General features: G+C 60.6%; 26 protein-coding genes and 1 other RNA gene. 11 read left to right on the top strand and 16 right to left on the bottom strand.

The features are described from left to right. Positions 1 to 5: 5 nt before the first annotated feature. The 3 genes from B597_RS24530 to B597_RS24520 form a co-directional block, all read right to left on the bottom strand. Positions 6 to 245, bottom strand: coding sequence for an AlpA family transcriptional regulator (locus B597_RS24530; RefSeq protein ID WP_003296444.1), 240 nt, complete (start codon positions 243 to 245; stop codon positions 6 to 8). A 118-nt stretch (positions 246 to 363) separates the two neighbouring features. Beyond that, a complete protein-coding gene (locus B597_RS24525) occupies positions 364 to 1,116 on the bottom strand; it encodes a hypothetical protein (RefSeq protein WP_003296443.1) in 753 nt (250 codons plus the stop codon). An 897-nt stretch (positions 1,117 to 2,013) separates the two neighbouring features. Then, on the bottom strand, positions 2,014 to 2,304 hold the full coding sequence (locus B597_RS24520) for a metal-sensing transcriptional repressor (protein WP_003296442.1): 291 nt from the start codon (positions 2,302 to 2,304) through the stop codon (positions 2,014 to 2,016). Positions 2,305 to 2,489: 185 nt separating this feature from the next. Here B597_RS24520 and B597_RS24515 point away from each other — a divergent pair, with 185 nt between their 5' ends. From B597_RS24515 to B597_RS24500, 4 genes are read left to right on the top strand one after another with little or no spacing between them, the layout of a single operon-like run. After that, a complete protein-coding gene (locus tag B597_RS24515; protein WP_003296440.1) occupies positions 2,490 to 2,807 on the top strand; it encodes an ArsR/SmtB family transcription factor in 318 nt (105 codons plus the stop codon). Next, positions 2,804 to 3,238, top strand: coding sequence for a YeeE/YedE family protein (locus B597_RS24510; protein ID WP_003296439.1), 435 nt, complete (start codon positions 2,804 to 2,806; stop codon positions 3,236 to 3,238). Before B597_RS24515 ends, B597_RS24510 begins: the two co-directional genes overlap by 4 nt. 2 nt (positions 3,239 to 3,240) lie before the next feature. Further along, complete coding sequence (locus tag B597_RS24505; protein ID WP_003296438.1) at positions 3,241 to 3,660, top strand: YeeE/YedE family protein; 420 nt, start codon at positions 3,241 to 3,243, stop codon at positions 3,658 to 3,660. Between the two features lie 13 nt (positions 3,661 to 3,673). Further along, entirely contained in the window at positions 3,674 to 3,871 is a 198-nt protein-coding gene (locus B597_RS24500) for a YgaP family membrane protein (RefSeq protein WP_003296437.1), read from the top strand. A 64-nt stretch (positions 3,872 to 3,935) separates the two neighbouring features. On the opposite strand, the gene B597_RS24495 is transcribed toward B597_RS24500, so the two are convergent. From B597_RS24495 to B597_RS24465, 7 genes are all read right to left on the bottom strand, one after another. Further along, positions 3,936 to 4,316, bottom strand: coding sequence for a rhodanese-like domain-containing protein (locus tag B597_RS24495; RefSeq protein WP_024161560.1), 381 nt, complete (start codon positions 4,314 to 4,316; stop codon positions 3,936 to 3,938). After that, a complete protein-coding gene (locus B597_RS24490) occupies positions 4,313 to 6,091 on the bottom strand; it encodes a SulP family inorganic anion transporter (protein ID WP_024161559.1) in 1,779 nt (592 codons plus the stop codon). The genes B597_RS24495 and B597_RS24490 overlap by 4 nt, the downstream gene beginning before the upstream one ends. After that, positions 6,088 to 7,836, bottom strand: coding sequence for a bifunctional protein tyrosine phosphatase family protein/NAD(P)/FAD-dependent oxidoreductase (locus B597_RS24485; RefSeq protein WP_024161558.1), 1,749 nt, complete (start codon positions 7,834 to 7,836; stop codon positions 6,088 to 6,090). The genes B597_RS24490 and B597_RS24485 overlap by 4 nt, the downstream gene beginning before the upstream one ends. 22 nt (positions 7,837 to 7,858) lie before the next feature. Beyond that, positions 7,859 to 8,722, bottom strand: a complete 864-nt coding sequence (locus tag B597_RS24480) for an MBL fold metallo-hydrolase (protein WP_003296435.1) — start codon at positions 8,720 to 8,722, stop codon at positions 7,859 to 7,861. A 166-nt stretch (positions 8,723 to 8,888) separates the two neighbouring features. After that, on the bottom strand, positions 8,889 to 9,617 hold the full coding sequence (locus tag B597_RS24475) for an ABC transporter ATP-binding protein (protein ID WP_024161557.1): 729 nt from the start codon (positions 9,615 to 9,617) through the stop codon (positions 8,889 to 8,891). After that, positions 9,610 to 10,830: an ABC transporter permease gene (locus B597_RS24470; RefSeq protein ID WP_003296434.1), complete on the bottom strand. Its 1,221-nt coding sequence runs from the start codon at positions 10,828 to 10,830 to the stop codon at positions 9,610 to 9,612. The genes B597_RS24475 and B597_RS24470 overlap by 8 nt, the downstream gene beginning before the upstream one ends. A gap of 5 nt (positions 10,831 to 10,835) precedes the next feature. Continuing rightward, complete coding sequence (locus B597_RS24465) at positions 10,836 to 12,020, bottom strand: efflux RND transporter periplasmic adaptor subunit (protein ID WP_003296433.1); 1,185 nt, start codon at positions 12,018 to 12,020, stop codon at positions 10,836 to 10,838. Positions 12,021 to 12,225: 205 nt separating this feature from the next. Here B597_RS24465 and B597_RS24460 point away from each other — a divergent pair, with 205 nt between their 5' ends. After that, positions 12,226 to 13,158: a ZIP family metal transporter gene (locus B597_RS24460; protein WP_003296432.1), complete on the top strand. Its 933-nt coding sequence runs from the start codon at positions 12,226 to 12,228 to the stop codon at positions 13,156 to 13,158. 236 nt (positions 13,159 to 13,394) lie between these two features. On the opposite strand, the gene B597_RS24455 is transcribed toward B597_RS24460, so the two are convergent. The 3 genes from B597_RS24455 to B597_RS24445 all read right to left on the bottom strand — a co-directional run bounded on the left by B597_RS24455 (position 13,395) and on the right by B597_RS24445 (position 16,024). After that, positions 13,395 to 14,129, bottom strand: a complete 735-nt coding sequence (locus B597_RS24455; RefSeq protein WP_003296431.1) for an OmpA/MotB family protein — start codon at positions 14,127 to 14,129, stop codon at positions 13,395 to 13,397. Position 14,130: 1 nt separating this feature from the next. Further along, on the bottom strand, positions 14,131 to 14,940 hold the full coding sequence (locus B597_RS24450) for a motility protein A (RefSeq protein WP_003296430.1): 810 nt from the start codon (positions 14,938 to 14,940) through the stop codon (positions 14,131 to 14,133). Between the two features lie 97 nt (positions 14,941 to 15,037). Next, entirely contained in the window at positions 15,038 to 16,024 is a 987-nt protein-coding gene (locus B597_RS24445; RefSeq protein ID WP_003296429.1) for an NAD(P)/FAD-dependent oxidoreductase, read from the bottom strand. Positions 16,025 to 16,321: 297 nt separating this feature from the next. Here B597_RS24445 and ffs point away from each other — a divergent pair. The 3 genes from ffs (at position 16,322) to B597_RS46140 (ending at position 17,414) form a co-directional block, all read left to right on the top strand. Next, positions 16,322 to 16,418, top strand: an RNA gene (gene ffs / locus B597_RS46145) — signal recognition particle sRNA small type. A 196-nt stretch (positions 16,419 to 16,614) separates the two neighbouring features. Beyond that, positions 16,615 to 17,160, top strand: a complete 546-nt coding sequence (locus tag B597_RS24440) for a hypothetical protein (protein ID WP_192939373.1) — start codon at positions 16,615 to 16,617, stop codon at positions 17,158 to 17,160. Positions 17,161 to 17,177: 17 nt separating this feature from the next. Then, positions 17,178 to 17,414 carry a hypothetical protein gene (locus tag B597_RS46140; protein WP_226924936.1) on the top strand — a complete coding sequence of 79 codons (237 nt, stop codon included), beginning with the start codon at positions 17,178 to 17,180 and terminating at the stop codon, positions 17,412 to 17,414. Positions 17,415 to 17,693: 279 nt separating this feature from the next. Here the strand turns inward: B597_RS46140 and B597_RS24435 are convergent, their stop codons facing one another. Further along, positions 17,694 to 18,305 carry a recombinase family protein gene (locus tag B597_RS24435; RefSeq protein ID WP_003296427.1) on the bottom strand — a complete coding sequence of 204 codons (612 nt, stop codon included), beginning with the start codon at positions 18,303 to 18,305 and terminating at the stop codon, positions 17,694 to 17,696. A 278-nt stretch (positions 18,306 to 18,583) separates the two neighbouring features. On the opposite strand from B597_RS24435, the gene B597_RS24430 reads away from it, so the two are divergent. Beyond that, entirely contained in the window at positions 18,584 to 18,877 is a 294-nt protein-coding gene (locus B597_RS24430) for a hypothetical protein (RefSeq protein ID WP_152028124.1), read from the top strand. A 487-nt stretch (positions 18,878 to 19,364) separates the two neighbouring features. On the opposite strand, the gene B597_RS24425 is transcribed toward B597_RS24430, so the two are convergent. Beyond that, positions 19,365 to 20,243, bottom strand: a complete 879-nt coding sequence (locus tag B597_RS24425) for a helix-turn-helix domain-containing protein (RefSeq protein ID WP_003296425.1) — start codon at positions 20,241 to 20,243, stop codon at positions 19,365 to 19,367. Between the two features lie 368 nt (positions 20,244 to 20,611). After that, complete coding sequence (locus B597_RS24420) at positions 20,612 to 21,904, bottom strand: site-specific integrase (RefSeq protein ID WP_003296424.1); 1,293 nt, start codon at positions 21,902 to 21,904, stop codon at positions 20,612 to 20,614. Between the two features lie 438 nt (positions 21,905 to 22,342). Between B597_RS24420 and earP the strand changes: the two genes are divergently transcribed. Both earP and efp read left to right on the top strand, forming a co-directional pair. Continuing rightward, entirely contained in the window at positions 22,343 to 23,482 is a 1,140-nt protein-coding gene (gene earP / locus B597_RS24415) for an elongation factor P maturation arginine rhamnosyltransferase EarP (RefSeq protein WP_024161555.1), read from the top strand. Positions 23,483 to 23,527: 45 nt separating this feature from the next. Continuing rightward, positions 23,528 to 24,094, top strand: a complete 567-nt coding sequence (efp, locus tag B597_RS24410; protein ID WP_003296422.1) for an elongation factor P — start codon at positions 23,528 to 23,530, stop codon at positions 24,092 to 24,094. Positions 24,095 to 24,380: the final 286 nt, after the last annotated feature.

The following is a 24,380-nucleotide window of genomic DNA, read 5'->3' as shown; positions in this document are numbered from 1 at the left end:
TCTCCTCAGACATCGCTCGGGAGAGCTGGCTGCTGCGCACGGTTCTTGAGACGTTCGGTGATCCACAGATCGATCTCGGTGGAATCCCATCCGACAGCACGAACGCCGAGGCGTAGCGATTGGGGAAACTCACCCTTTTTCATGAGCGAGTAGATATGCGCGCGTTTGAATCCGGATTTGGCCTCGACTTCGTCCAGCCGCAGGATGCGGCGCTCGCCGGGCAGCAGTGCAGTGGGCTGCGACATAGTGGTCACTCCTTAACGCTCAGTGGCGTTTGTTGGGGTGACCTCTATTCAATAGACATGGATGCGGAAAGACATTGCAAATGCAATTTCCGGGGCTGCAGATACAAGCTGGAAAACCTCAAGCAACTACGCTAGCGCTGCCCAGCTTCCTCCGTGCGCTGGCGAACTTGCCGTTCAGCGTGCGCTCGGTGATGCCCATGGTGCCGCCACGATGAGCGATCAACGCACTGACGATGGCCTCCTGGGTGCTGAAGCAAGAGTGCGGCTTGCCCGAAGGAGATCTGCTCAGCATCAGCTCCAACATGCTGCCAATGATGTGCAGGTAGGTGGCCTCCGCACGATCACTGAGAGAACACTGGCCGCAGGCTGGGATTGCCCCAGATTGCTTGAGCAGTTCTTCGTGACGCTCCTTGAGGTTCCGCAGTTCGCGACGACAAAGCTCAAGCTCCGCCTTCATGGCTTGGCGTTCCACCAACATGGCCTGTCCGGCTTCCAGCGTGATGACGGGGTGCGCGATGCGCTCGATGCGACTGAAAAGAAAAGCAGGTCGATGCCCTGGGTAGTGGGTTTGCATCCAGTGTTTGAGATCGAGGTGGCGCACGGTCAACTCATGGGAATCAAGCAGGGATTCATCGTTCAACGTGATGCCGTTTCGACCATAGGGAAGCTCACCGTTGACGATGGCATCGTAGATGCGTTCCGTGCAGAGTCGCAGTTCATCCCATCGGGGGCAATTGAGCGTTCTCGGCAGATTTCTAGGCGACGAGATGGAGGACAGGATTTCTTGCGAGTAACGCCATAATCCTGCCCAGCGTATGGCGGCCTCAATCGGACGATAGAACACCTTTGAAGCTGGCAGCTCTTCATGCATGTCTCCATCTCCTTGCGGGAGCGCTACATCACCGACTCCTCTGCTGCCGATCGACGTATGGTCACGGCATTTGTTGTTTGGCTTCTTGGGCGCACGTTGGCGGGGTATGCCGAAGCATGTTGGGTCCACATGCTCAAGGCCAGTGGCCATTGCCCGCTCGATATGTGAAAATCGCGATGCTTCGACCATCGAGCGATTAGTGACCGCACCTGGTTGCGCTTGTACACGCTTGTCAGCGTCGTCGGCCTTGATTTTTTCATCAAGACTCATTTCGTATCGCGTGTTCTATAAGGGGTCTAACCGACTTGCCTCGGCGCTGCGTCTATGCGGTTTGATTGGTGCTGGCCAGGGGGGAGGCGATGCCGGTGAGACTTCCACGGCATCCTGATAGATCGACATAGCAACTGACTGCCTCGCTCCGCCTTGCGCATGATCAGCTGTGCAAGGCTGAGAGATGCGCACTCAGTTCGCGCACACGTACGCGATGCAGCGGACTGCCTCGGCACGGGGTAGCACGCAGGTGAGCGGATGGTGTTGGCGGCGAGTGGAAATTGGTGGACGGTCTTCGTTGACGACGCCCGAAAACGAGGCTAAAATTGAGGCCTTCGTTGAGACCCTCAGCGAAGAAAAGAGTTGGAAAACATACGCTTAGCGCGTCAGTGCTAGTCCCGTTTCCCGCTCCAAATTCGCTTCAAGGGTTGCATGCAGCCTTCGAAGTATGAAAAAAGCGACCTCAGGGTCGCTTTTTTCGTTTCTGCATTCCGGGCGACGTGTCGCTGCCGATGCCAACCAGCCAGCCTGCGCGGCAGGCAGCAGCTCATCGCTACAGGGCCTGCGGCGTGATAGGCCGGCGTCACACTTGCGTGCCTGAACGTTCGTCAGGCACGCCTTCGTTCGTCACGTGTACTTGGTAAAGATCCCCCGCACGCGTGCCAGCGTTTCACTCGTGTCCTGGGCTTGATCGTGAAGGGCTTCCTCGATCAGGCAGGTCAGCATCAGCCGGTACGCCTTGTCCAGCGCGCTGCGGGCCGCGGAGAACTGCTGGGCGATGGCTTCGCAGTCCTCGCCACGCCGGATCATGGCCTGAATACCGCGTACCTGGCCTTCGACTCTCGCAAGCCTTTTCAGCATTGCCTGCTGCTGTTCCTGCAGCTCTACCGGCACGGCGGAAGTCGTCTGCTCGTTCATGTGTACTACCTCGAATCACAAGAGGGGCGCCAGCGGGCCGTCCTTCGGCCGGACGTTGCTGAGCTCGTATACGGGTAGGGGCATGCTAACGGCGCGCATCTGTGCGGCCAACATCTTTCGGATGGCGCTTGCTTAACGATATATAAAAAAATATATTGTTTTTGTCTTAACTGTAGTCCGCGACCATGACCGCCAATCTGGATATCGAGCAATTGAAAGCCAACGCCACCTCGGCAGCCGCGCTGCTGAAGGCCTTGGCCAACCCCGATCGCCTGCTGCTGCTGTGCCAGCTTTCTCAGGGCGAACGCAGTGTCAGCGAACTCGAGCAGCTTCTGGGTATCCAGCAGCCGACACTGTCCCAGCAGCTGGGGGTGCTGCGGCGCGAGGGGCTGGTGGCGACCCGACGCGAGGGCAAGCTGATCCACTATCGGATCAGCAGCCCAGAAGCCCTGGCGGTGATCGCCACGCTGTATCAACTGTTTTGCGAGAGGGGCCAGCAATGACTATCGATTGGGTCAATTTCACGCCTTGGAGTGCGCTTGCCGGTGGCGTACTGATTGGTGCTGCCGCCAGCCTGTTCGTCCTGCTCAATGGTCGTATCGCGGGAATCAGCGGCTTGCTCGCCAGCCTGCTGGAACCCGGTGCCGAGGGGCGGGCGGAAAAAATGGTGTTTCTTCTCGGTCTGCTGCTGGCGCCCGTTCTGTGGATGTCGTTCAGCACCTTGCCGGCCCTGGAGTTTCAGTCCGGCTGGGTTGGGTTGCTGGTCGCTGGTCTTTTGGTTGGCGTAGGTACCCGCTACGGCTCCGGCTGTACGAGCGGTCATGGGGTTTGCGGCATTTCGCGGCTGTCGCCGCGCTCCATCGTTGCCACTCTGGTGTTCATGGTCGCCGGCTTCGCCACGGTGTATGTCCTGCGTCATCTACTGGGAGGCTGAATATGCGCAAACTGACTTCGTTCGCCGCCGGCCTGTTGTTCGGGTTGGGGCTGCTGCTTTCGGGGATGGCCAACCCGGCCAAGGTCATTGGGTTTCTCGATCTGGCCGGCGCCTGGGACCCTTCGCTTGCATTGGTCATGGCCGGCGCCATCGCTACGGCAGTGTTGCCTTTCACCTGGGCGAAGAGGCGGTCGCGCTCGTTGCTCGGCGCGCCGATGCAACTGCCGAACAAGCGCGAACTCGACGGGCGACTGATCGGTGGCAGTCTGGTGTTCGGCGTGGGCTGGGGGCTTGCCGGAATCTGCCCGGGTCCTGCGCTCGCTGTGCTGCTCACTGGCCACTGGCAGATCCTGCTGTTCGTGCTCGCCATGCTTGCTGGAATGCTCTTGTTCTCTGCGCTGGAACGCCGGCGCACCTGCTGACCGGGAGGTCATTATGAAAGCCAATGTTGGAACCATCGATCGGACACTGCGCATCGTCGTCGGACTGGCGCTTATCGGCCTGACCCTGGCGGGAGTGATTGGTATGTGGGGCTGGATCGGCCTGCTGCCGCTGGCTACAGGCATCTTCCGTTTCTGCCCGGCCTATACGCTGCTCGGCATCAAGACCTGCAAGACCTGCAGCAAGTCCTGACAGTATTCGAACCGCGCTCCGGCAGAAGGCCGCCGTCGATGTCGGCCTTCTGCGACCGGCCGATCTACTCGAAGCTCGGCAGGCTCGGCTTCACTACAGGTTTGCCGGCTGCAGTCCAGGCATCGAAACCGCCAGCGATCGACTTGACGTGCAGATAACCCATCTCCTGCAGCGATGCTGCCGCCAGGGCAGCACGACCGCTGGTCTTGCAGTAAAGGACGATGTCCAGATCGCGCGCCCCCAGCTCCGGCGAACCGCTGAGCTTGAATTCCAGCAGGCCGCGAGGAATGTTCAGGGCGCCATTGATATGGCCCTCCCGGAACTCGTCTGCCTCGCGCACGTCGATCAGCACGTCGGCCGCCTGGATCGCTGCGTCGGCGTCGGCGACCGATACCTCCTGAATATGGCTGCGAGCCTGCTCGACCAGATCATGTGCATTCTTCATCCTGTTTTCTCCTTCGTGCCGGAAAGGTAGTCCCGCTTTCGTTCAAGTGCATGGTCAGTAGTTCGAGGGTCCAGCGCGCGCAACGCTTCGTACTGACTGATGAAAACCTGCCCGCCAAAATGCTCGAGAAAGTCGGTGTGCTGCAGCCGATCCATTACCGGCCCCTTCACTTCGGAAAGATGGAGTTGGATACCGGCGGCGCGAAGGCGGGTGGTGATGGCCTCGAGGCTCTCCAGTGCGCTGGCATCGATGAGGTTCACGCCGGGGCACATGAGGACCAGATGCTCGGCCTGCGGATAGCGACCGACCAGTTCGGCGATACGGTCTTCGAGGAAGCGTGCATTGGGGAAGTACAGGCTCTCGTCGACGCGCACCGAAAGCACCTTGGGGCTCTGCACCACGGCGAAGCGTTCGATGTTGCGAAAATGTTCGCTGCCGGGTAGTTGCCCGACCACGGCGATATGCGGTTGGCTGGTGCGCCAGAGAAATAGCAGCAACGACAGGCCCACCCCCAGGAGGATGCCGCTCTCCACACCGACCAGCAGGACCCCGAGCATGGTGGCGCCCATGGCGGCGGCATCCTGGCGGGAATACCTCCAGGTCCTCCTGAGTGCCGCCAGGTCGACCAGGCTGAGTACCGCCACGATGATGGTGGCGGCCAGTACCGCGTGAGGGAGGTTATAGAACAGCGGCGTGAACAGCAGCACGGTTATGCCGATTCCCGCTGCTGTGAGAGCGCCTGCCAGCGGCGTCTGGGCGCCGGCGTCGAAATTGACCACGGAGCGGGCGAAGCCGCCCGTCACGGGGAACCCACCGCTCATGGCTGCGGCAATGTTGGCACCCCCGAGCGCGACCAGTTCCTGATTGGGTTCGATGCGTTGCCGGCGCTTGGCCGCCAGGGTTTGCGCCACCGATACCGATTCGACGAAACCAACCAGGCTGATCAGCAAGGCGGCTGGCAGCAATTGCATCGCGAGCTTCAGATCCAGCAAAGGCAGGGCTAACGACGGCAATCCCCGGGGCACTTCGCCAACGACACGTACTCCGGCATCGGCAAGCTGAAAGACATGCACGGCGGCTATGGCCAGCAACAAGGCAACGACCGGGCCGATCTTGGTCAGTGTGCCGGCTATGCGCGGGCTCATACCCAGATGCTCCAGCCAGTCGCCGAGCCGGCTGCGTACCAGATAAAGAAACAGCAGGCTCGCGGTGCCGATGATGAAGGTCGGCAGATGCGTTTGCGGCAGCCCGGCGATCAGGCCCTGTGCGAGTTCCAGCGCGTTTTCACCGGCAGCGGAGATGCCGAGGATATGCTTGAGTTGGCCCAGGGCAATGAGCACGCCCGAGGCGCTGATGAATCCGGATATCACCGGATGGCTGAGGAAGTTGGCCAGAAAGCCCAGGCGCAGCACCGCCATGGTCAGCAACAGTGCCCCGGAAAGCAGGGCCAGGAGCATGGCCGCCCCTGCGTACTCTGCGCTGCCCGGCGCAAACAGAGGGCCCAGCGCGGCAGCTGTCATCAGCGATACCACCGCTACCGGGCCGACGGCCAGCGTGCGGCTGGTGCCGAAGAGGGTGTAGGCGACCAGTGGCAGGATGCTGGCGTACAGACCTGTCACCGGGGGCAGGCCCGCAAGCATGGCGTAGGCCAGGCTCTGCGGGATCAGCATCAGCGTCACGATCAGCGCGGCCAGACTGTCCCTGGCCGCGGCCGCGCGATCATAGTCCCTGACCCACTCCAGCATGGGCAGGTGGCGGGCCAGGCGCTGCTTCATCCCTTGTTCTCCTGGGTGAAGTCGCAGGCGTTGACTGCCTCGGTCGGCCGCGGCTCGAAATCCAGGTGTTTCGGCTCGGCCAGCCATTCATGGCCCTTGAGCATCATGTCGAAATAGATCGACGGCATCCACTGCGTCTTCAGCTTCCAGGCCAGTCGGCGCGGCACTCTGGGGTCGACGGGGAAAGTGGGCAGCAGTTTGCCGCCGTATCCAAACTCGGCGAGGATCACCCTGCCGCGCTCGACGGTCAGCGGGCAGGAGCCGTAACCATCGTAGATCGCCCGCGGGCCGGTTCCGCTCAACACACTCAGCACGTTCTCGGCCACCACTGGCGCCTGTTTGCGGACTGCTGCGGCAGTCTTCGCATTGGGCGCGGAGCAGACGTCGCCCAGGCTGAAGATATTGCCAAAGCGCGGGTGGCGCAGGGTTTCATGCTCGGCTTCGAACCAGCCATCGGCATTGCTCAGTGCGCTCTGCCGGATGAAGTCCGGTGCATGCTGCGGTGGCACCAGGTGCAGCAGGTCGAACTCGCGTTCCACCGTATGGCTCTGGCCGTCGCCATCGGTGACGTTGAACCAGGCCTTGCGTGCCGGGCCATCGATCGCTGTCAGGCGGTTGTTGAAGTTGAGCTGGGCGCCGTAGCGTTCGACGTACTTCATCAGGCCGGGTACGAAGTCCGCTACGCCGAACAGCACGGCACCGGCCGAGCAGAAGTCCACCTGGATGTCCTGTAGCACTCCCTGTTTGAGCCAGTGGTCGCAGGACAGGTACATGGCCTTCTGCGGCGCTCCGGCACACTTGATGGGCATCGGCGGCTGGGTGAACAGAGCCTTGCCACGGCGCAGCTTCTGCACCATTTGCCATGTGTAGGGCGCCAGCTCGAAGGCGTAGTTGGAGGTCACGCCGTATTTGCCCAGGCTGGCGCGCGCGCCTTCGATGGCGTCCCAGTCGAGGCTAAGGCCCGGGCAGACCACCAGCGCGCGGTAGCCGATGCGGCTGCCGTCCTCCAGAATCACCTGCTGATGCTCCGGTTCGAAGCCTTCGGCGGCAGCACGGATCCACTGTGCCTTGGAAGGAATGCAGCGACTCATCGCGCGTTCGGTATTGGCCCGATCGAACACACCGGCGCCGACCAGTGTCCAGCCCGGCTGGTAATAGTGCTGCTCGCGCGGCTCGATAATGGCGACACGCAGGTCGGGGTCGCGCTTGAGCAGGCTGGCGGTCACCGCGCAGCCGGCTGCTCCGCCGCCAACTACCAACACGTCATAGCGCGGCGTTGCGGCGAATTTCGGCACGGCGCTCGACGCCTGTCCGGCCGGGGACCGCCAGTATTGCTCCAGGCGGGGCAGCAGGGCCGCCAGGTCGTAATCCGCCTGCCGGGCGGTTTGCAACAGCACCTGCGGGTCCAGATGGTAAGACTCGGCCAGTGCCCAGAGCGATGCCGAGCGCGTGCCGGTTCGGCAGAACGCCAGCACCGGCCCCCTGGCCCGCTCCAGCAGTGCACGAAAGGCGGCGACATCGGCATCACCGATCTGCCCGGATACGACCGGCAAGTGGTGATAGACGAGCCCCGAGGCCTCGGCGGCCGCGCGCATGGCCTCGCTGGAGGGCTGCTCGTCGCCTTCGTTGTCCGGGCGGTTGTTGATGACGCAGTGAAAGCCGCTACCGGCCAGCAGCGCCATGTCGGCCGGCTGCAGCTGAGCGGCGACGGAAATGAAAGGCGTCAGGCGCTTTATCGTTTGCATGGGACATCCTCCGCACCAGTGGCTACAGCACGTCCAGAGGGATTTTCAGGTAGCGCGTTCCGTTGCTTTCGGGCTTTGGCAGCTCGCCGCCGCGCATGTTGATCTGCACCGAAGGCAAGATCAGCGTGGGCATCGCCAGGGTGGCATCCCGCGCGGTGCGCATGGCAACGAACTGTTCCTCGCTGATGCCGCTGTGTACGTGCACGTTGTGCTCGCGCTCGGCAGCGATGCTGGTTTCGTAGAGGAACTCATCGCGCCCCGGCGCCTTGTAGTCGTGGCACATGAACACGCGTGTCTCGTCTGGCAGCGTGAACAGTTTCTGGATCGACTGGTACAGCGTGCGCGCATCGCCGCCGGGGAAGTCACAGCGGGCGGTGCCGTAGTCCGGCATGAACAGCGTATCGCCGACGAAGGCGGCATCGCCGATGATGTAGGTCATGCAGGCCGGCGTGTGTCCAGGCGTATGGATCGCCCGCGCCTGGACGTTGCCTACCTGAAAACTGTCGCCATCGTGGAACAGATGGTCAAACTGCCGGCCATCGGTGGCGAACTCGCTGCCAGCGTTGAACAGCTTGCCGAAGGTGTCCTGCACCACGGTGATCCGGTCGCCGATCGCCAGCTGGCCACCCAGCCGCTTTTTCAGGTAGGGCGCGGCGCTCAGGTGGTCCGCGTGCACATGGGTCTCCAGTAGCCACTGCACCTTGAGGTCGTGTTCGCGTACGTAGTCGATCAGTCGGTCGGCCGTGTCATGCGACGTGCGGCCGGACGCAGGATCGTAATCGAGAACCGAATCGATCAATGCGCACTGGCGCGTTGCCGGGTCGCTGACGACATAGCTGTAGGTGAACGTTGCGGGATCGAAGAACGCTTCAACATGGGCATTCATGAGTGGGTCCTCTTTGTACGGAATACCCATAGGGGTATCCTTGAGGCGATCTTAGCTCCAGGTAAGGTTATATGCTTAGAATTAATAGTTATTAGCCGAGGCAAACCAATTCGGAGACCGAACGAAGGGCTCGGCAGGGTGGGTTCCCGTCAGGCGAGGGCATCAGTCAACGGCCGACAGGGCGCGCATCGTCGCGGACGATGCGGCCATCTACCAGCTGGATGGTCCGTTCGCAATCGGCGGCCAGTCGCGGGTCGTGGGTCACTACCAGCACGGCGCAGCCGAACTGGGCATTGATCCTGTGGAACAGCTCGAACACGCTTTGCGCGGTGCGGCTGTCGAGATTCCCGGTAGGCTCATCCGCCAGAAGCAGCGGTGGGCGCGTGACCAGCGCGCGGGCAATCGCGACCCGCTGCTGCTGGCCACCGGAAATCTGCGTGGGGCGCTTGTCGGCGAACGGGCTAAGCCCGACCTCGTCGAGCAGCCCGCGGGCCAGGTCGATATCCGCGCTGGATGGCTTGCCGTGACGGATCATCAGTGGCATCAGCACGTTTTCCAGCACGCTGAAGGCCGAAATCAGGTGGTGAAATTGAAAAACGAAGCCGATGGCCCTGTTGCGCAAATGGCTGCGCGCCTCGTCATCGCTGTTGCGGGTCGGCTGGCCGAGCAGATACAGCTCACCCGAGCTGGGGGTGTCGAGCAGGCCGATGACGTTCAGCAATGTGCTCTTGCCTGACCCGGATGGCCCGATCAGCGCCGCCAGCTCGCCACGGCACAGGCGCAGGTCGATGCTATGCAGGACCTCTGTTTCCAGTGCTGTGCCCGGATTGAAAGCCTTGCACAGCTGCTCCAGGCGCAGGACTTCGTCAGCATGGGTCGGTACGGCTTTATACATAGCGGATTGCCGCCGCAGGGTCGTAGCGCGCTGCGCGTCGCGCCGGCATGGCTGCAGCGAGCACGCCGGTGAGCGTTGCGACCAGCATGGCCAGCGGCACCAGCAGCGGGTCGACGGGGATATAGAACAAACGCGGTCCGAACAGATTGAACACCTGCACCAAGCCCCAGCCGACGCCGCCACCGCACGCCGAGCCGAGGCAGCCCAGCAGGCCACCCTGCAGCAGGAAAACCCGCAGGATCTGTCCGCGTGGGCTACCCATGGCGCGCAGGATCCCGATTTCACGGGTGCGCTGGACCACGCTCACGGCCAGCACGCTGGCGATGCCGAAGGCCACCGAGATGCCGACGAACACGCGAATCATCTCGGTGGTCATGCTTTGCGAACTGAGCGCATTGAGCAATTGCCCGTTGCTTTCCATCCAGCTTTCAGCACGCAGTCCGGTGAGGCGCGCGAGGCGCTCGGCAACCTGGTCGGCCTGGAAGATTTCGCCGACGGTGGTGTCGATCACGGTGACACCGCCGGGCAGGTCGAGCAGCGTCTGCGCCTGCTTCAGATCGAGATAGACATAGCGCTCATCCAGTTCGCGTACGCCCAGCTCGAAGATGCCGGCGACATCGATCACCGCCTCGCGGCCTTCGCCAGCGTCCAGTCGCAGCTTGTCGCCGATGCCGAGCCCCAGATCCCGAGCGAGCTCCTTGCCGATCACCGCCTTGCCGGCACCGACCATGAACTGCCCGGCTATCAGATCGTCGGCCAATGGAATGATGCGTTGGTAGCGCACCGGGTCGATGCCGAGCAGCGCCACCGAGGCACGCGCCACGCCGCGCCGGGCGATGGCCGGGCCGCTGATTACCGGCGAAACGGCGAGGATCTGCCGGTCCTGATCGAGCACGTCGCGAACGTCCTGCCAGTTGATGATCGAGCGCAGGCGCTGCGCCCGCGGGCTTTCCAGTATCAGCGACCAACTGTCCTGGTCGGCGGGCAGGGTGCGGTTGACCTCGTCCGGCGGCAGGATGCGGATATGCGCCTGGGTGCCCAGGGTGCGCTCGATGACGTTGGCCTGCAGGCCGGTGATCAGCGCCGTGATGAACACGATCACCGCCGAACCGACGGCGATGCCGAAGATGATCAGCAGGGTCTGCATGGGGTTGTCGAGCAGGAAGCGCAGCGCGATCTTCCATTCGGTCCACAGCGAATCGGCCAGGCGCACGGCGGTCAGTCCCGGATATTGCCGGGTATCGGCTGCTCGGCGACGCGCACGCGCTGGCCTTCTTCGGCATCGGCGCGCAGTACCAGATCACCGGCTGCCAGCCCCTCGACGATTTCGCTGAGGGCAGTGCCGAGCAGGCCCAGGCGCACGTTCACCCGCTCGGCCACACCATCCTTGACCCTCAGCACCTGGGCGCGGGTACCGTCGCGGGCGCGCAGTGCATCGTTGGGCAGTACCAACGCCTGTTCGCGGCGGCCGGTCTCGATATTCACCGACACGGTCATGCCCTGACGCAGAAAGTCGGCAGGCTGCGGCAGATCGAGGTGGACGTCGATGGTGCCGCGCGCCGTATCGACAGCCGGTGCAATGAAGCTGACCCGGGCCGGTAGCACCCGTTCCGGATAGGCATCGGCGATGACCTTTGCTGCCTGGCCGAGCCGGACCGGTGCCAGGTTCTTCTCGTCCAGCGGCAGCAGTATCTCGCTGCTGTCCGCGCGGGCGATGCTGAGCAATGTGCGGCCCGGCTGAACCAGATCGCCGGGCTCGACGTCGCGCGTCTGCACGACGCCATCCACCTGCGCGTGAATGCGCGTCTTCGCCAGCGTCGCGCGAGCGGCTTCCAGACGTTGGCGCAGCAGCTGTTCTTCGCTGCCTTTCTCGGCCAGCGCCGCGGCCGCGATGCGTGCCCGGTCGCGGATGGCACGGGTGCTCAATTCCGCACGGCGGGCCTGTTCCAGCGCTTCGGAAGCGAGCAGCTTGCGCTCGAAAAGGGTTTGCCGGCGCTTCAGTTCGCGGCTCGCCTGTTCGAGGTTGTGCTGGGCCTCGCGCAATGTCGCTTCGGCCTGGGGACGCGTGGAGTCGGTTAGTTGCCGCAGGGCGGCCTCGGCTTCGCGCAAACGGGCGAGCTGTTCGTGGTCGCGCAATTCCAGCAGCAGGTCGCCGGCTTTCACCTCGTCGCCTTCGCGCACATGACGCGCCGCGACGACACCGGTGATCTCGCTGCCCACCTGCGCCAGCGACTGGCTGTCGACCTCGCCACTGGCCACCACACGTTGCACCAGAGGCCGCGCTTGCAGGCGATAACCGGGCAATTGCGGCCCTTGCGACTGATGCCAGGCCAGCCAGCCGGCGAGCAGCAGCAGTGCAGCGAGCAGTGGCAATGCGCGGCGGACGGTTTTTGCGGCTGGCAAGACGGACCACTCCCTGATTCGGCCCGTGATGGCCGTCGAAGACACCACAAGCTTACGATCAAACAGTCGCCGTGGGTACGGTCCGGGCGGTCGCAGCCACTGCGCGGGCAACCGATGTCTTCGATGGTGCGCCTCTATCGCGGCCATAGGCTCTGAGACAGGGCAGGGCGGCGTACAATGGCGGCCCGCTTTCAGGATTCGTGATATGGCCACCACTGCTCAAAGTCCCGCTGCCACCCTGCGCTCCGCCTGGCTCGCTCAGGCCCAGGCCAAACCCTGGATCACGCTCGGCCTTGCCGCAACGGCTGCTGCGGTCCTGCTTCTGCTGTTGGCAGGTGCCGTCAATGCATTGCAAAGCGGCCAGACGAGCAACATTCGCTACGCCATGCTGGGTGGCAGCGCGGGCTTTCTTGCCACCGCTGTAGGGGCGTTCCTGGCGATCGGCCTGCGCGACATCTCGACCCGCACGCAGGACAGCATGCTCGGCTTCGCAGCCGGGATGATGTTGGCGGCCAGTGCGTTCTCCCTGATCCTGCCGGGTCTGGAGGCGGGGCGCGAGTTGTTCGGCAGCGGTCCGGCGGCTGCGCTGACCGTGGTGGTGGGGCTCGGTCTTGGCGTGCTGTTAATGCTTGGCCTCGATTATTTCACCCCGCACGAGCATGAGAGCAGCGGGCCCTGTGGCCCGGAATGCGAGCGACTCAATCGGGTTTGGCTGTTCGTGCTGGCCATCGCGCTGCACAACATCCCGGAAGGCATGGCCATTGGTGTGAGCTTCGCCAATGGCGATCTGAGCGTCGGTTTGCCGCTGACCACCGCAATCTCCATTCAGGATATCCCCGAAGGTTTGGCTGTTGCGCTGGCGCTGCGGACGACCGGGTTGTCTGCTTTGGGTTCGGTGTTGATCGCAGCCGCGTCCGGGCTGATGGAGCCGATCGGCGCCCTGGTCGGCATCGGCATGTCGAGCGGCTTTGCCATCGCCTATCCGGTCAGCCTTGGCCTGGCCGCTGGGGCGATGATCTTCGTCGTATCCCACGAGGTGATTCCGGAAACGCATCGCAACGGACATCAGACGCCCGCCACGCTGGGGCTGATGGTTGGTTTTGCGGTAATGATGTTCCTCGATACCGCGTTGGGCTGACTGGTCCGAACGTCGGCCTGGAAAGGAGAGAGAAGGCCGGTGCTGCCCCTTCGCCGGCATCTCCTCCCGGCTGATGCAGTTGAAAAAAACCGGGCCACGATGGATCGGTCGACATTGACATCTGGCTCGCCTGAGAGCGGAACCATTCTCGGTTTACGTAGCAGCTCCAAGATCGAGCGATTTTTGACTGCTGAAAAAGCAGTTTCGCAGAGGCCGACTTTCATCAGAATCGGCCGTCAGTCACCGTCCGGCACGGTGCGCATGATCAGTTCGACCCGGCGATTGCTCGCACGGCCGCGCTCGTCGCCGTTGTCGGCGATCGGGCGGGTATCGGCATAGCCTGTCGCACTCATGCGTCTCGCCTCGATGCCGGCCAGTTGCAGGTAGCGCACCACGCTGCTGGCGCGGCTGGCGGAGAGCTCCCAGTTGGACGGGAAACGCTCGGTCTGGATCGGCAGGTTGTCGGTGTGACCTTCGACGACGATTCGATGGCGGCTCGCTGCCAGCGTCGGCACCAGGCGGTCGATCACGTCCAGTCCGCTGTCCTCGAGCTCTGCCTGCCCGGAGGCGAAGAGGATCTCGCTGCTGATGCGAAAGCTGATGCTGCTGTCGTTGACGATCACCTCGATGTCGTCGCCCAGCGCCAATGCCGCCGCTGCTTCGCGGCTGTCTGCGTCGGGCGCCTGGGTGGCGTCCGTCGGCACCGGGACGTCGATGGCGATGGGCGGGGCTGCCGGCTGGCGTTCAACAGGCAACTGTCCACTCGCCATGAGCGGAGCGGCCACCGGGTTGGCGGTCTGGTTGCTTTCGCCATCGCCCTTGCCGGCCATGCTCAGCATGATCACCAGCATGACCAGCAGCAGCGTAAGCATGTCCAGATAGGTGATCAGCCAGGCTTCCTGCTCTTCCTCGCGTTGCGGATCGATATGCCATCTGGAGAAACGGCTACCAGGTGATGCCTGTCCGTTCATGTCAGGCGTCCTGTGGCTTGACACGTGGAGCGCCAGAGCCGCCGTCGCGAATTTCATCATCGTGATGCGCGATGAACGACTTCAGGGTTTCGCGCATGTACGCAGGGCTGCGGCGATTGCACATCATGGAAATGCCCTGCATGACCAGATTCATCAGCGCCACCCGCTGCTCGGTACGGCGTTCCAGCTTTACCGCTACCGGCTTGAGGACCAGGTTGGCCAGCAGCACGCCATAGAAGGTGGTCATCAGGGCCACGGCAAGGCTGCGGCCGATCTGCTCCACGTCGCCGCTGCCGAGCATGAACATCAGGTTGATCAGCCCGACCAGGGTGCCGATCATGCCGAACGCCGGGGCATAGCTGGACATGGCGCGAAACAGCTGCGCCTCGGCGTTTTCCCGGGCGCGCAGGCGAGCGATGCGCCATTGCAGCACCTCGAGGATGTCCTCCTCTGGCGTATTGTCGATGACCAACTGAACACCGGTGCGCAGGAACGGGTTGCTGACTTCCTCGACGGCCTTTTCCACCGCAGGCAGATCGCCGCTGATCCATAGTCGCGATATCTGCACCAGCTCTTCGAGGTCCTGGCGGGTGTACAGGCGTTCGTTGCGCAGTACCGTCCACAGCAAGCCGAAAACCCGAGTGACTTCGCGCAGCGGATAACTGATGAACGTGGCCGCCAACGTGCCGACCAGAACGATGCCGAGGCTGGGCAGGTCGACGAACAGGGCAGGCTCTTTGGCGGCAAAGAGCATGACCACGGCAAGCAGGCCGATGCTCGCGAGAATACCGATCAGGGTGGAGGGGTTCATCGAGACTCCGCTGAAGGGGAAGTTCAGAAAGCGCGCGATGATAGCAGTTGGCCTGTTTGTGCGGCTGACCTGGGTCAGCCGCACACAGCATGTGGTATCAGAGATTTTCCAGCAGTCGGCGCGCCGCTTCCTGGCCGCTGAGCCAGGCACCCTCGACCCGGCCCGACAGGCACCAGTCGCCGCATGCATACAGCCCCAGCCCGCCATCGGCCAGCGCATTCCATTCGTGGCCCTGTGCCGGCCGGGCATACAACCAGCGATGCGCCACGGTGAATTCCGGCGCCGGCACCACGCAGTCGATCAGCTCCGCGAAGGCGCCCAGCAGGCGTTCGGTCACCGCCTCCTTGGGTAGATCCACATGCTGACGGCTCCAGTGGCTGGTGCCGTGCAGCACCCAGGTGTCGAAGTCGCCGTCTCGTCCAGGCTTGCTGCGGTTGCGTGCCACCCAGTCCAGTGCGTCGTCCTGGACGAAACAGGCTTCCAGCGTGGTGTCCAGTGGCGTGGCGAAGCCAAGGGCGACGGCCCAGGTCGGCTCCATCGCGACGCTGGCTGCCACGGCGGCGAGCTTGGGCGCGGCAGACAGCAGTGCGGCAGCCTGAGGTGCGGGGGCCGCGATGACCACCTGACTGAAGGGGCCATGGCTGGCACCGTTGGCATCGACCAGCGTCCAGAACCGCTCGCCCCGGAACACCTCCGTGATGCGGCAGTTGAACGTCACCGGCAGCTCGCCCAGCAGACCACGGGTGATTGCGCTCATGGTGGGCGCGCCGACCCAGCGCAGTTGCTCATCGGCGGACGGGCGCAACTGGCCTTCGCTTGCCTGGAAAAGATTAGGTGACCATTGATCGACCCAGCCCTGGGTCTGCCACTGGCGCACGGTTTCGCTGAAACGACGGTCGCGGGTAGTGAAGTACTGGGCACCGAGATCGAGCGAGCCTGCGTCGCTGCGTTTGCTGGCCATGCGACCGCCGCTGCCGCGACTCTTGTCGAACAGATGCACGGCCTGCCCGGCCTCGTGAAGCGTGCGGGCCGCTGACAGTCCCGCGATCCCGGTTCCGATGATGGCGATTGGAGCCTTGCTCATGATTACCTCGTGTGCTGATGCCATCCGCCACACAGTCGAAGCGCTGCGCAGCAGGTTTTCATGACAAGCGTTCGATACCGCTTGAGCCAGCACATCCTCGGACAGAGATCGCCCTTTGGCTAGAGGAGTTTCGACGCAATGCGGCAAACGAGCTCCCGATTCTGCCCGGTGCTGACCGGCGGTAGCCCGTCGTCCCGTTCAATGCCAATGGCCTGCCGCAGGCAGTGGTTGTAAGTTGCTGACAAGCCGGTACAATGGCGCCGCTCGCCGCCAGGCGGGTTTCGTTATGGTGGGCCCTGCCGGTCCCCTCGCATTGATCAGCCGTGAACCCGGTCAGGCCCGGAAGGGAGCAGCCGCAGCGGTGACATCGAGTGCCGGGGTGTGGCTGGTAGGGGCCGCCTCCATTACGCAAGCCCTTGAATTCTCAAGGGTTTCTCGCTTAAAAATCTCGAAGTGTGACAGCGTTTAGGTACACCTAAGTGGTGCACTGTGCTGGCATTCTAGCTCGCTCTACATCTCTCTCCAAGTCAGTACCTCCGTTCCTTGCCTCTATGCTCTACTGATGACTCAGTTTGTCTGGGGGAATGATCATGGAGTCACAAGGCCTTTGCGAGCGATTCGACAAGGCGCTGATCAGCTTGCTGGATATGAACGGCATTCTGCGGGACGACTTGAACGCACTACTCGACGCGTTCCCGGATCAACGCAGTCAGGTGCTTCGGCGTAACTTCGTACGTGCCTCGTGGGCATATGTCGAGGCCATTACGCACGCGTTCAAGCTTATGGTGAGTATGCTAGTGAGTGAGGGTGCATGTAAGCTGGAGCCAAAGGAGGCAGCTTTTCTAGAGCGGCCAAGAACGGCGACACTCACGAATATCGAGCAGACAATCAAGCTGGTCGCCAAGGTCTTCAGCGTGCCTGAATGTAACATTGGGAACGGGGCTGACTGGCGCCATGTAGGGCCGAGTATGAAGATCAGGAATCGCTTGGTTCATCCCAAGTCTATGGAAAGTTTACATGTGACAGATTCTGAGTGGGATACCCATAGGGATGGCTTCGTTTGGCTGGTAGAAGCCTTTGATGGCCTGCTTACCGATATCAGTGGGAATGGTGAGCAGCGTAATAGGGGATCATGATGAAGGCGGTTTTTGTAATGGCCTTGCTGATACTGGGCAGCACGTCGGCTAACGCCAATACCTTCGACGGTTATGAATGCTCTGATGACTGCTCGGGTCATCAAGCAGGTTATGACTGGGCCGAGCAAAACGATATTGATGACGAAGATGCCTGTGATACGCCATCCCAATCATTCAACGAAGGTTGTCAGTCGTATGTGGAAGGTGGCAGCGGAGTGGCTTCTTCAAGTGATGACGATGAGGATGACGAGTAGCCGCTAAAGCGCTGCATCGCTTCATTGGGAGAAATGAGGGTTGCATTCGTAGGATCAGTGTTTCTGCACGCAAAGCCTTGTCCCGCCCCGAGAAATTCAAGTGCGCTTTCATGAATGTCTGATTCTACGGCTGAAATGTAATGTGGCGGTATTGCCCGAGGCAATAAGCCAAGTGCGAGGTGGGCAATAGGGATCATTCTTGAATCCCTAATAAGTTGGGGTAGTTCTGTTTCGTCGCCCCTGATCTGAGTGGCAGAGGCGGGGCTGGCGGCAGAGTTTTTACGCTGCCTTCACTCGTTGCACCGTTGAAACTGCACAACCGACAATCTCGGCAGTCTTGCGGATACTTTTGCCTGCATCAAGGCATTCTTTGATGCGGTTATGAAGTGACTGATCCACCTGTCGGCCTTTGTACACATCTCTGTCCTTGGCTTTCTTGATGCCCTCTGCCTGACGGCGGCGACGGTCGTCATAGTCCTTTCGTGCTACCACCGCGAGCATATCGAGCAACATCCCGTTGACGGCGTTGATCATGCCCTTGGTGAAGTCGTCTTGACCTTGGGTGGGCTTCAATGCGGCATGGCTGGTAGACAAGTCGAGGGATACCACGGTGACTTTCTTGGCTGCGATGATGGTTTTCAGGCTTGCCCAGTCATCAGGAGAGAGGCGAGACAGTCTGTCAACCTGCTCAATCAGCAGAACATCACCATCATGACTGTCATCCAGTAGGCGAAACAGTTCCGGGCGATGGAGCTTGGTCCCTGATTCGTTCTCTGTGTAGAAGGCGGCGATCTTATGGCCATTGTCAGTCGCGAACTGAACCAGAGCGTCTTTGGCACGGTTGGCGTCTTGGGAGTCGGTCGAAGCTCGGAGGTAAGCACGGATGAACATGATGGCTGATGCCTTGTACCGTTTTGGATGTACCGACTATAGATGTGCTCGTTAGGGTTGTCTACTGGTTTATTCGGTACACCCTGATGTTGCCGTCTGGCTGTGCTCGTTGACCTATACTGAAATCGGCACATCATTTGACTGACGCTTCGAGGAATGAGCGATTACTCGTATCAGCAGAGCAGGTAGTTTGTAGGTACTGTAAAGAGATACTTGGCGGAGATGTGTTGTGTGTTTATGATGTATGGCTTTAGGCCATCAATACATCAAGGACTATGATGATCAAGAAAGCTGTTCTTGCACTGGGTTTGGGTTTTCTCGTCGCTACCAGTGCTCAGGCTGCCCCTAAGATTCTGCAAGGCGGGTCACTGTTCTGTGCGTCGGAAGAGGCATTCGATGAGCAGATGAAGTACCTCGCTAATGATGTTCAAGAGTTTGTTGATGGCTGTGGAGCAACCAACAAAGACTACAAAGTGATCATCTTGGACCTGAACCTGTTCAGTGCTACCAAGGTTAAGGTAATCGATAATGGGCTCACCGTATGGGTTGCTCACGAAAGCCTGAGTAAGTGACTGGCGTGTCGGATCACCACTGATCTGTCGGTTGGATGAGCAGTCAGAAAAAACCAGTATCAATCCAGCTCTTGCCTTTGATCTTGATTGTTGGTGCAAGAATGGTGGTTAGAGAGAGCTAACGGTGGTGCCTGCACAAGCTTCGCTTGGCTGTTTGCACCACAAGGCGGTTAGCCTTCAGATTTGGTGGATGATATTGCATATCTTTCATCATTCCTTCCTTTCAGTGGGAGCAATCTGAAAGCGTCGCTTGCACGGAGCACACGCCATGCTCCGCATACCAAGCAAATCAAGGTCAAAAGCGATGAGTTTTGGTGTGTGCTGATGCTATTAGAGAGGATGGTGTGCTTGATCTTGCATCGGGGTGATACGGCTGCTGTACTGGCTAATGCCTCGCATGCAAGGGCGTTCCGACCAATGCTCCGCATTGAATTGTTTCTATGATACATGCGGCCGTATTAATTCCCCCCCCCTGTGAGAAGGCCGCTTACGCGGCTTGCAACTCATCCGGCACGGTCTGCAGCTCATCACGCCACTTTCTGATGGTCTTTGCTGATACGCCTGTTTCTCGCTCGATGGCTTTTACACTTTGACCTTGTGCCAGCATTCCCAAAACCTCTGCTTTACTGGGGTGCTGTTTGCGGTGCTGAAGTGTATGGTGGTTTGACAAGGATACGATGACACCTGTGCTCGGCTGAGTTGGATAGTCCGCCTCGTACTCTTCTGCCGTCCTGTATTCGGTCAAGGTACGAAGGTCGTGATGCAGCTTTGCCAGTTCTTCAGCACTCGGTGTGCGTGCTTCATCCCAATCTTCCCACTCACAAGGTTTCGGTTCAGGCTCGATTCCTTCCATCTCGTTGATGAGGGACTGAGGGCGACTTTCCATCATGCTGGGAATGATCAACTGAATCGCTTTGAAATAGCGCCGAGCATGCCGCTCTCCCAGTTGCAACAAGTCTTCAACGGCTTCATTAGAGATGACTGGCAGGCTTTCCAGAATCACGGCAAGGTTGAGTACAGACAATGGCATTGATTTTCCACCTTTCCCATCAGGGCGATCATGCCAGTCCAGTCGTGCAACTCCTTCGATAATGCTTTCTGCAAACACAGGGTAGCGATCCCAATGCGTTGTGCAGCCGATAAAACCATAGAACGGATTCTCAATCACCTTGGGCTTTGCTCCGCGATTGCTCTTGGGCTTGCGTTCGATCTTGCTCTTGGTCATTGGTGCATTTTCTGCCAACCACTTATCAGCGTTGGCTGAGATTTGCGCATCCAACGCTTCCAGCTCCGCTTGGGAGAGCAGATTGAGTGCAGGTGTGGGTTCAGTGGCGGTGGGCGAATTCAGGGCGAGTGGGTACGGCATGGATGTCCTCCTTGTTCAGTTCATTTTCGATAGGCGTTACCTCGGGTATTGCCGATTGGTTTGGTAAAACGCAGGCGTTAAAAAGCCCCCTTGCAAGGGCACCATTTCGGTGGCTGCAGTGGGGGCTTCAACGTTGTTTGTCTACCTGCTGGGTAGGCGACGAATTGTACACGTCCTGCGACGGTCGGTCAAGGTAAGACTTGACAAGTCAGATTTCACCAAAAACCGGTATTCGTGGAGAGGAACGCACTTCGCTTAGTCCACACCGTCCCTTCGCCCCGTAAACATTGGGTTTGGCATTAAAGGCGGCTGGATATCTTCGAGCTGAAGGCAAGGTTTAACGCAGGTTATTGGTGGGTTTTTCGAGTTTATCCGATGTGCTTCAACGCCTCGACCATTGCCTTGATTGGTGTTCTGCTGCCGTAGATGCCGAAGGTGACGGAGCTGTCTTCGTGGCCCACCATCCGCTTGATCAGTGAGTCTTGCACGCCAGCATCACGCAGGTCATCGATGAAGGTGTGACGGAAGCTGTGGAAGGTTTTGCGTGTATCGGTGATGCCGAGTTTTGCCTTGTAGCGTCCAAACCATTTCGAGGCCGAATGCCCGAGCTTTCCTCGCACGGCTTCCAGTTCGGGGAACAGGCGATCAGCCCCATCTGTCCTTACCGATTCAGCGTACTGCAACAATCCCAGCTCAATCAGTGAAGTGTGCAGGGGAAGTACTCGGCGGCTGCTGGCATTCTTAAGACTCTGGCCTTCACGGCTGTCATCGATGCGAATGCAGGGGGTGCTCTGCAGCTCAATCAAATCATCGACACGCAACTGGCACAGTTCTTCAAGTCGTGCACCAGTGGTCCGCCCAAGGAGTGGCAGCCAATAGCGCCATGTATGCTTCCGTGCTTCTTTTCTAAGTGTCTCATGGTTCAGAAGGGCAACTAGATCGTGTCGCTCAAAGGACAACCGAGCTTCCTTCGCTGATCCTGTCATAACTTTCATGCCTGCCAGTGGGTTGTCTGTCACGTACCCGTTCGCTTTGCACCAGTTCAGGAAGGCGGTGAGTTTGCGTAGACGATTGTTCACTGTCACGGCAGTGATGGTCTTATAGGTACCGCCTGATTCAATCACCTGCTTCAGTGTCTTGCCCTTGAACTCTGGCCGTAAGCCGAAGTACTGCGGGCAGAGACTTAGCCGATCCTTCAGCAAGCGTGCTTGGTGCGCGTCGAATGCGTCAGCGGGCATATCGCCTAGCAACTCGAACAGATCGGATAAGGCACGCTCAACTTCCTCGGTGCTGGTTTGTCGCCATGTGCTCCCGCGTTTTCCTTCATCTACGTACTGCTTGGAGAGTGCAGAGAGGGTAGGGCTGTCGCTGTTCCGTTTCGCTGCAACCGCTGTAGATGTCCGTAGAGCGGTTTGGATGGCTGGATTAGGGGTTGCATCACGCCACTGTGAACACAACGCACGAAGCGTTTGGAGGTCTGCGAGAGGGTGTTCGATGAGGTGGTGATGCAGCCGCTGTACAAGTGACGTAGCAACGATCAAGGCGCTCTGACGATGTCGAATGTTCAGGCTCAATCGCAAAGTGTTACACCTCGGGAAGAGGTGCTTTGGCAGCTTGAAATTCAGGTAGTAGAGCGCCCCGCGCTTGATGATGTAGGCCATAGGTGTGACACCAAAGTGTTACAGCAAAGTGTGACAGTGCTGGCTACACCCCAGTTTTTGAGCGCCCACGCTGAGTGTCTGCGAAGGTGGGTGGTGAACGACCTCATCAGCCTGAAACCCTTGCCCCATATGGCCTGCATTGATTGCCGAGCATGCTTGCATGCCACCTGGTCAGGCCCGGAAGGGAGCAGCCATAGCGGGAACATCGAGTGCCGGGGTGTGGCTGGTGGGTTCACCTCCATAACGTTCTTGCTTATCCCCCTCTCGTTTTTTCGCGGACGTCCCGCGACGTTCCGGCCTATTCGCACGCGATCCGCTTGACCATCGTTCGACTTCCGCCTGTGTTCCCGGCGGTTGCGCCAGAGGACCTGGCAAGCTGTATCCTGCGCGGCATTTTCCGTGGCACGAAACTGGCCGGTCTGATTGAGGAGCATGGGTTTGTCTGCAAAAGCACGCTGGGACATCTTCTGCGCTGTAGTGGATAACTACGGCGATATCGGCGTCACCTGGCGTCTGGCCCGGCAGCTTGCCGCCGAGCATGGGCAGCACGTCCGCCTATGGATCGATGACCTGGAAACCTTTGCCCGACTCTGCCCGACTGCCAGTGCCGATGCCGAGCAACAGATCCAGGAAGGTGTGGAGATCAGGCCTTGGGCGAGCCAGTGGCCGGGTGCCGAGCCCGCTGACGTCGTCATCGAGGCGTTCGCCTGCAACCTGCCGCAGGCTTATATAAATGCGATGGCCAGCAGTGGCCGGCGCATCCTCTGGCTGAATCTCGAGTACCTCAGTGCCGAGGACTGGATCGTTGGCTGCCATGCGCTGCCCTCGCTGCAGGCCAACGGTCTGCAGAAATATTTCTTCTTCCCGGGTTTCGAGGCCGAGACTGGCGGCCTTATTCGCGAAGCCGACCTGATGCAGCGCCGCGCCAGATTCCAGCGGGAACCGCAGCAGCAGGCGGACTTCCTCGCCACCCTCGGCGTGGTGAGGCAGCCGGAAGCGCGCCTGCTGTCGTTGTTCGCCTACGAAAATCCTGCGGTCGCCGGCTGGCTGGATGCGCTAGCCGCCGATGCGCGTGTCAATCAGCTGCTGGTGCCGGATGGCCGGGTGCTGGGCGACGTCGCGGCCTGGCTCGGCATTGCGAAGGTGCGGGTGGGAGAATGCCATCAGCGCGGCAGTCTGCAGATATCGATCGTGCCGTTCATGACGCAGGATGAATACGACCTGTTGCTCTGGAGCTGCGATTTCAACGCGGTGCGCGGCGAAGAGTCCTTCATCCGTGCGCAGTGGGCCGGTCGTCCGCTGGTGTGGCACATCTATCCGCAGGAGGATGACGCACACTGGGACAAGCTCAATGCGTTCCTGAATCTCTATACGGACGATCTGTCGCCCGTGGCCAGCACGGCGCTGCGTGGGTTCTGGCGCGCATGGAATGCCGGCGAGGGTGCCGGCGAGGCTTGGAGTGCGCTGCAGCGCGAATACCCCGCATTGCTCGCACATGCCGAAGATTGGACCCACAGGCAGGTTGCCAACGGTGATCTGGCCGGAAAGCTGGTGTTTTTTTACACAGATTGGCTATGATACGCGGCCTGTTTTTTTGTCTCTAATTCCATTTCGGATATTCGTATGAAAACCGCACAAGAGTTCCGTGCCGGCCAGGTGGCCATCATCAACGGCGCACCCTGGGTCATCCAGAAAGCCGAGTTCAACAAGTCCGGTCGTAACAGTGCCGTGGTCAAGATGAAGCTGAAGAACCTGCTCAACGGTTCGGCTACCGAGACCGTGTACAAGGCTGACGACAAGCTGGAGCCGGTGATTCTCGAGCGCAAGGAAGTGACTTATTCCTACTTCGCCGACCCGCTGTACGTGTTCATGGACGAAGAGTTCAATCAGTACGAAATCGAAAAAGACGACCTCGAAGGCGTGATGACCTTCATCGAAGACGGCATGACCGACGTCTGCGAAGCGGTTTTCTACAACGACAAGGTGATCTCCGTCGAGCTGCCGACCACCATCGTTCGTGAAATCGTTTACACCGAGCCGTCCGTACGTGGCGATACTTCCGGCAAGGTCATGAAGACTGCCCGCCTGAAGAACGGCGCAGAGCTGCAGGTTTCGGCCTTCTGCGAAATCGGTGACTCGATCGAAATCGACACCCGCACCGGCGAATACAAGTCGCGCGTCAAGGCCTGATCGCCTCGCAGACTGTTCGCAAAAAAGCCCGGCCTCATGCCGGGCTTTTTCGTTGCAGGCCTGCGGCCTGCTATCGCCGCGGGGCGCGCCTCCCACGGGTTGGTGGGGGCTTTGCTGCTTTTGTGGGAGGCCCGCCCCTCAGGGCGCGCTTTTGGAGTTGGGGCAGGCCTGCGGCCTGCTATCGCCGCGGGGGCGCGCCTCCCACGGGTTGGTGGGGGCTTTGCTGCTTTTTGTGGGAGGCCCGACCTCGAGGCGAGCTCTGGCGTTGGGGCAGGCTTGCGGCCTG

Origin of the sequence: Stutzerimonas stutzeri KOS6, assembly GCF_000307775.2 — a bacterium.
Taxonomy (GTDB): Bacteria; Pseudomonadota; Gammaproteobacteria; order Pseudomonadales; family Pseudomonadaceae; genus Stutzerimonas; species Stutzerimonas stutzeri_B.
This window is presented reverse-complemented; position numbering and strand designations above follow the sequence as displayed.

Bases quoted from the DNA above. Each gene is read 5' to 3' on its own strand.
- B597_RS24530 (WP_003296444.1), bottom strand. From the start codon at position 245: ATGTCGCAGCCCACTGCACTGCTGCCCGGCGAGCGCCGCATCCTGCGG.
- B597_RS24525 (WP_003296443.1), bottom strand. From the start codon at position 1,116: ATGCATGAAGAGCTGCCAGCTTCAAAGGTGTTCTATCGTCCGATTGAG.
- B597_RS24520 (WP_003296442.1), bottom strand. From the start codon at position 2,304: ATGAACGAGCAGACGACTTCCGCCGTGCCGGTAGAGCTGCAGGAACAG.
- B597_RS24515 (WP_003296440.1), top strand. From the start codon at position 2,490: ATGACCGCCAATCTGGATATCGAGCAATTGAAAGCCAACGCCACCTCG.
- B597_RS24510 (WP_003296439.1), top strand. From the start codon at position 2,804: ATGACTATCGATTGGGTCAATTTCACGCCTTGGAGTGCGCTTGCCGGT.
- B597_RS24505 (WP_003296438.1), top strand. From the start codon at position 3,241: ATGCGCAAACTGACTTCGTTCGCCGCCGGCCTGTTGTTCGGGTTGGGG.
- B597_RS24500 (WP_003296437.1), top strand. From the start codon at position 3,674: ATGAAAGCCAATGTTGGAACCATCGATCGGACACTGCGCATCGTCGTC.
- B597_RS24495 (WP_024161560.1), bottom strand. From the start codon at position 4,316: ATGAAGAATGCACATGATCTGGTCGAGCAGGCTCGCAGCCATATTCAG.
- B597_RS24490 (WP_024161559.1), bottom strand. From the start codon at position 6,091: ATGAAGCAGCGCCTGGCCCGCCACCTGCCCATGCTGGAGTGGGTCAGG.
- B597_RS24485 (WP_024161558.1), bottom strand. From the start codon at position 7,836: ATGCAAACGATAAAGCGCCTGACGCCTTTCATTTCCGTCGCCGCTCAG.
- B597_RS24480 (WP_003296435.1), bottom strand. From the start codon at position 8,722: ATGAATGCCCATGTTGAAGCGTTCTTCGATCCCGCAACGTTCACCTAC.
- B597_RS24475 (WP_024161557.1), bottom strand. From the start codon at position 9,617: ATGTATAAAGCCGTACCGACCCATGCTGACGAAGTCCTGCGCCTGGAG.
- B597_RS24460 (WP_003296432.1), top strand. From the start codon at position 12,226: ATGGCCACCACTGCTCAAAGTCCCGCTGCCACCCTGCGCTCCGCCTGG.
- B597_RS24455 (WP_003296431.1), bottom strand. From the start codon at position 14,129: ATGAACGGACAGGCATCACCTGGTAGCCGTTTCTCCAGATGGCATATC.
- B597_RS24450 (WP_003296430.1), bottom strand. From the start codon at position 14,940: ATGAACCCCTCCACCCTGATCGGTATTCTCGCGAGCATCGGCCTGCTT.
- B597_RS24445 (WP_003296429.1), bottom strand. From the start codon at position 16,024: ATGAGCAAGGCTCCAATCGCCATCATCGGAACCGGGATCGCGGGACTG.
- B597_RS24440 (WP_192939373.1), top strand. From the start codon at position 16,615: ATGGAGTCACAAGGCCTTTGCGAGCGATTCGACAAGGCGCTGATCAGC.
- B597_RS46140 (WP_226924936.1), top strand. From the start codon at position 17,178: ATGGCCTTGCTGATACTGGGCAGCACGTCGGCTAACGCCAATACCTTC.
- B597_RS24435 (WP_003296427.1), bottom strand. From the start codon at position 18,305: ATGTTCATCCGTGCTTACCTCCGAGCTTCGACCGACTCCCAAGACGCC.
- B597_RS24430 (WP_152028124.1), top strand. From the start codon at position 18,584: ATGATCAAGAAAGCTGTTCTTGCACTGGGTTTGGGTTTTCTCGTCGCT.
- B597_RS24425 (WP_003296425.1), bottom strand. From the start codon at position 20,243: ATGCCGTACCCACTCGCCCTGAATTCGCCCACCGCCACTGAACCCACA.
- B597_RS24420 (WP_003296424.1), bottom strand. From the start codon at position 21,904: ATGGCCTACATCATCAAGCGCGGGGCGCTCTACTACCTGAATTTCAAG.
- efp (WP_003296422.1), top strand. From the start codon at position 23,528: ATGAAAACCGCACAAGAGTTCCGTGCCGGCCAGGTGGCCATCATCAAC.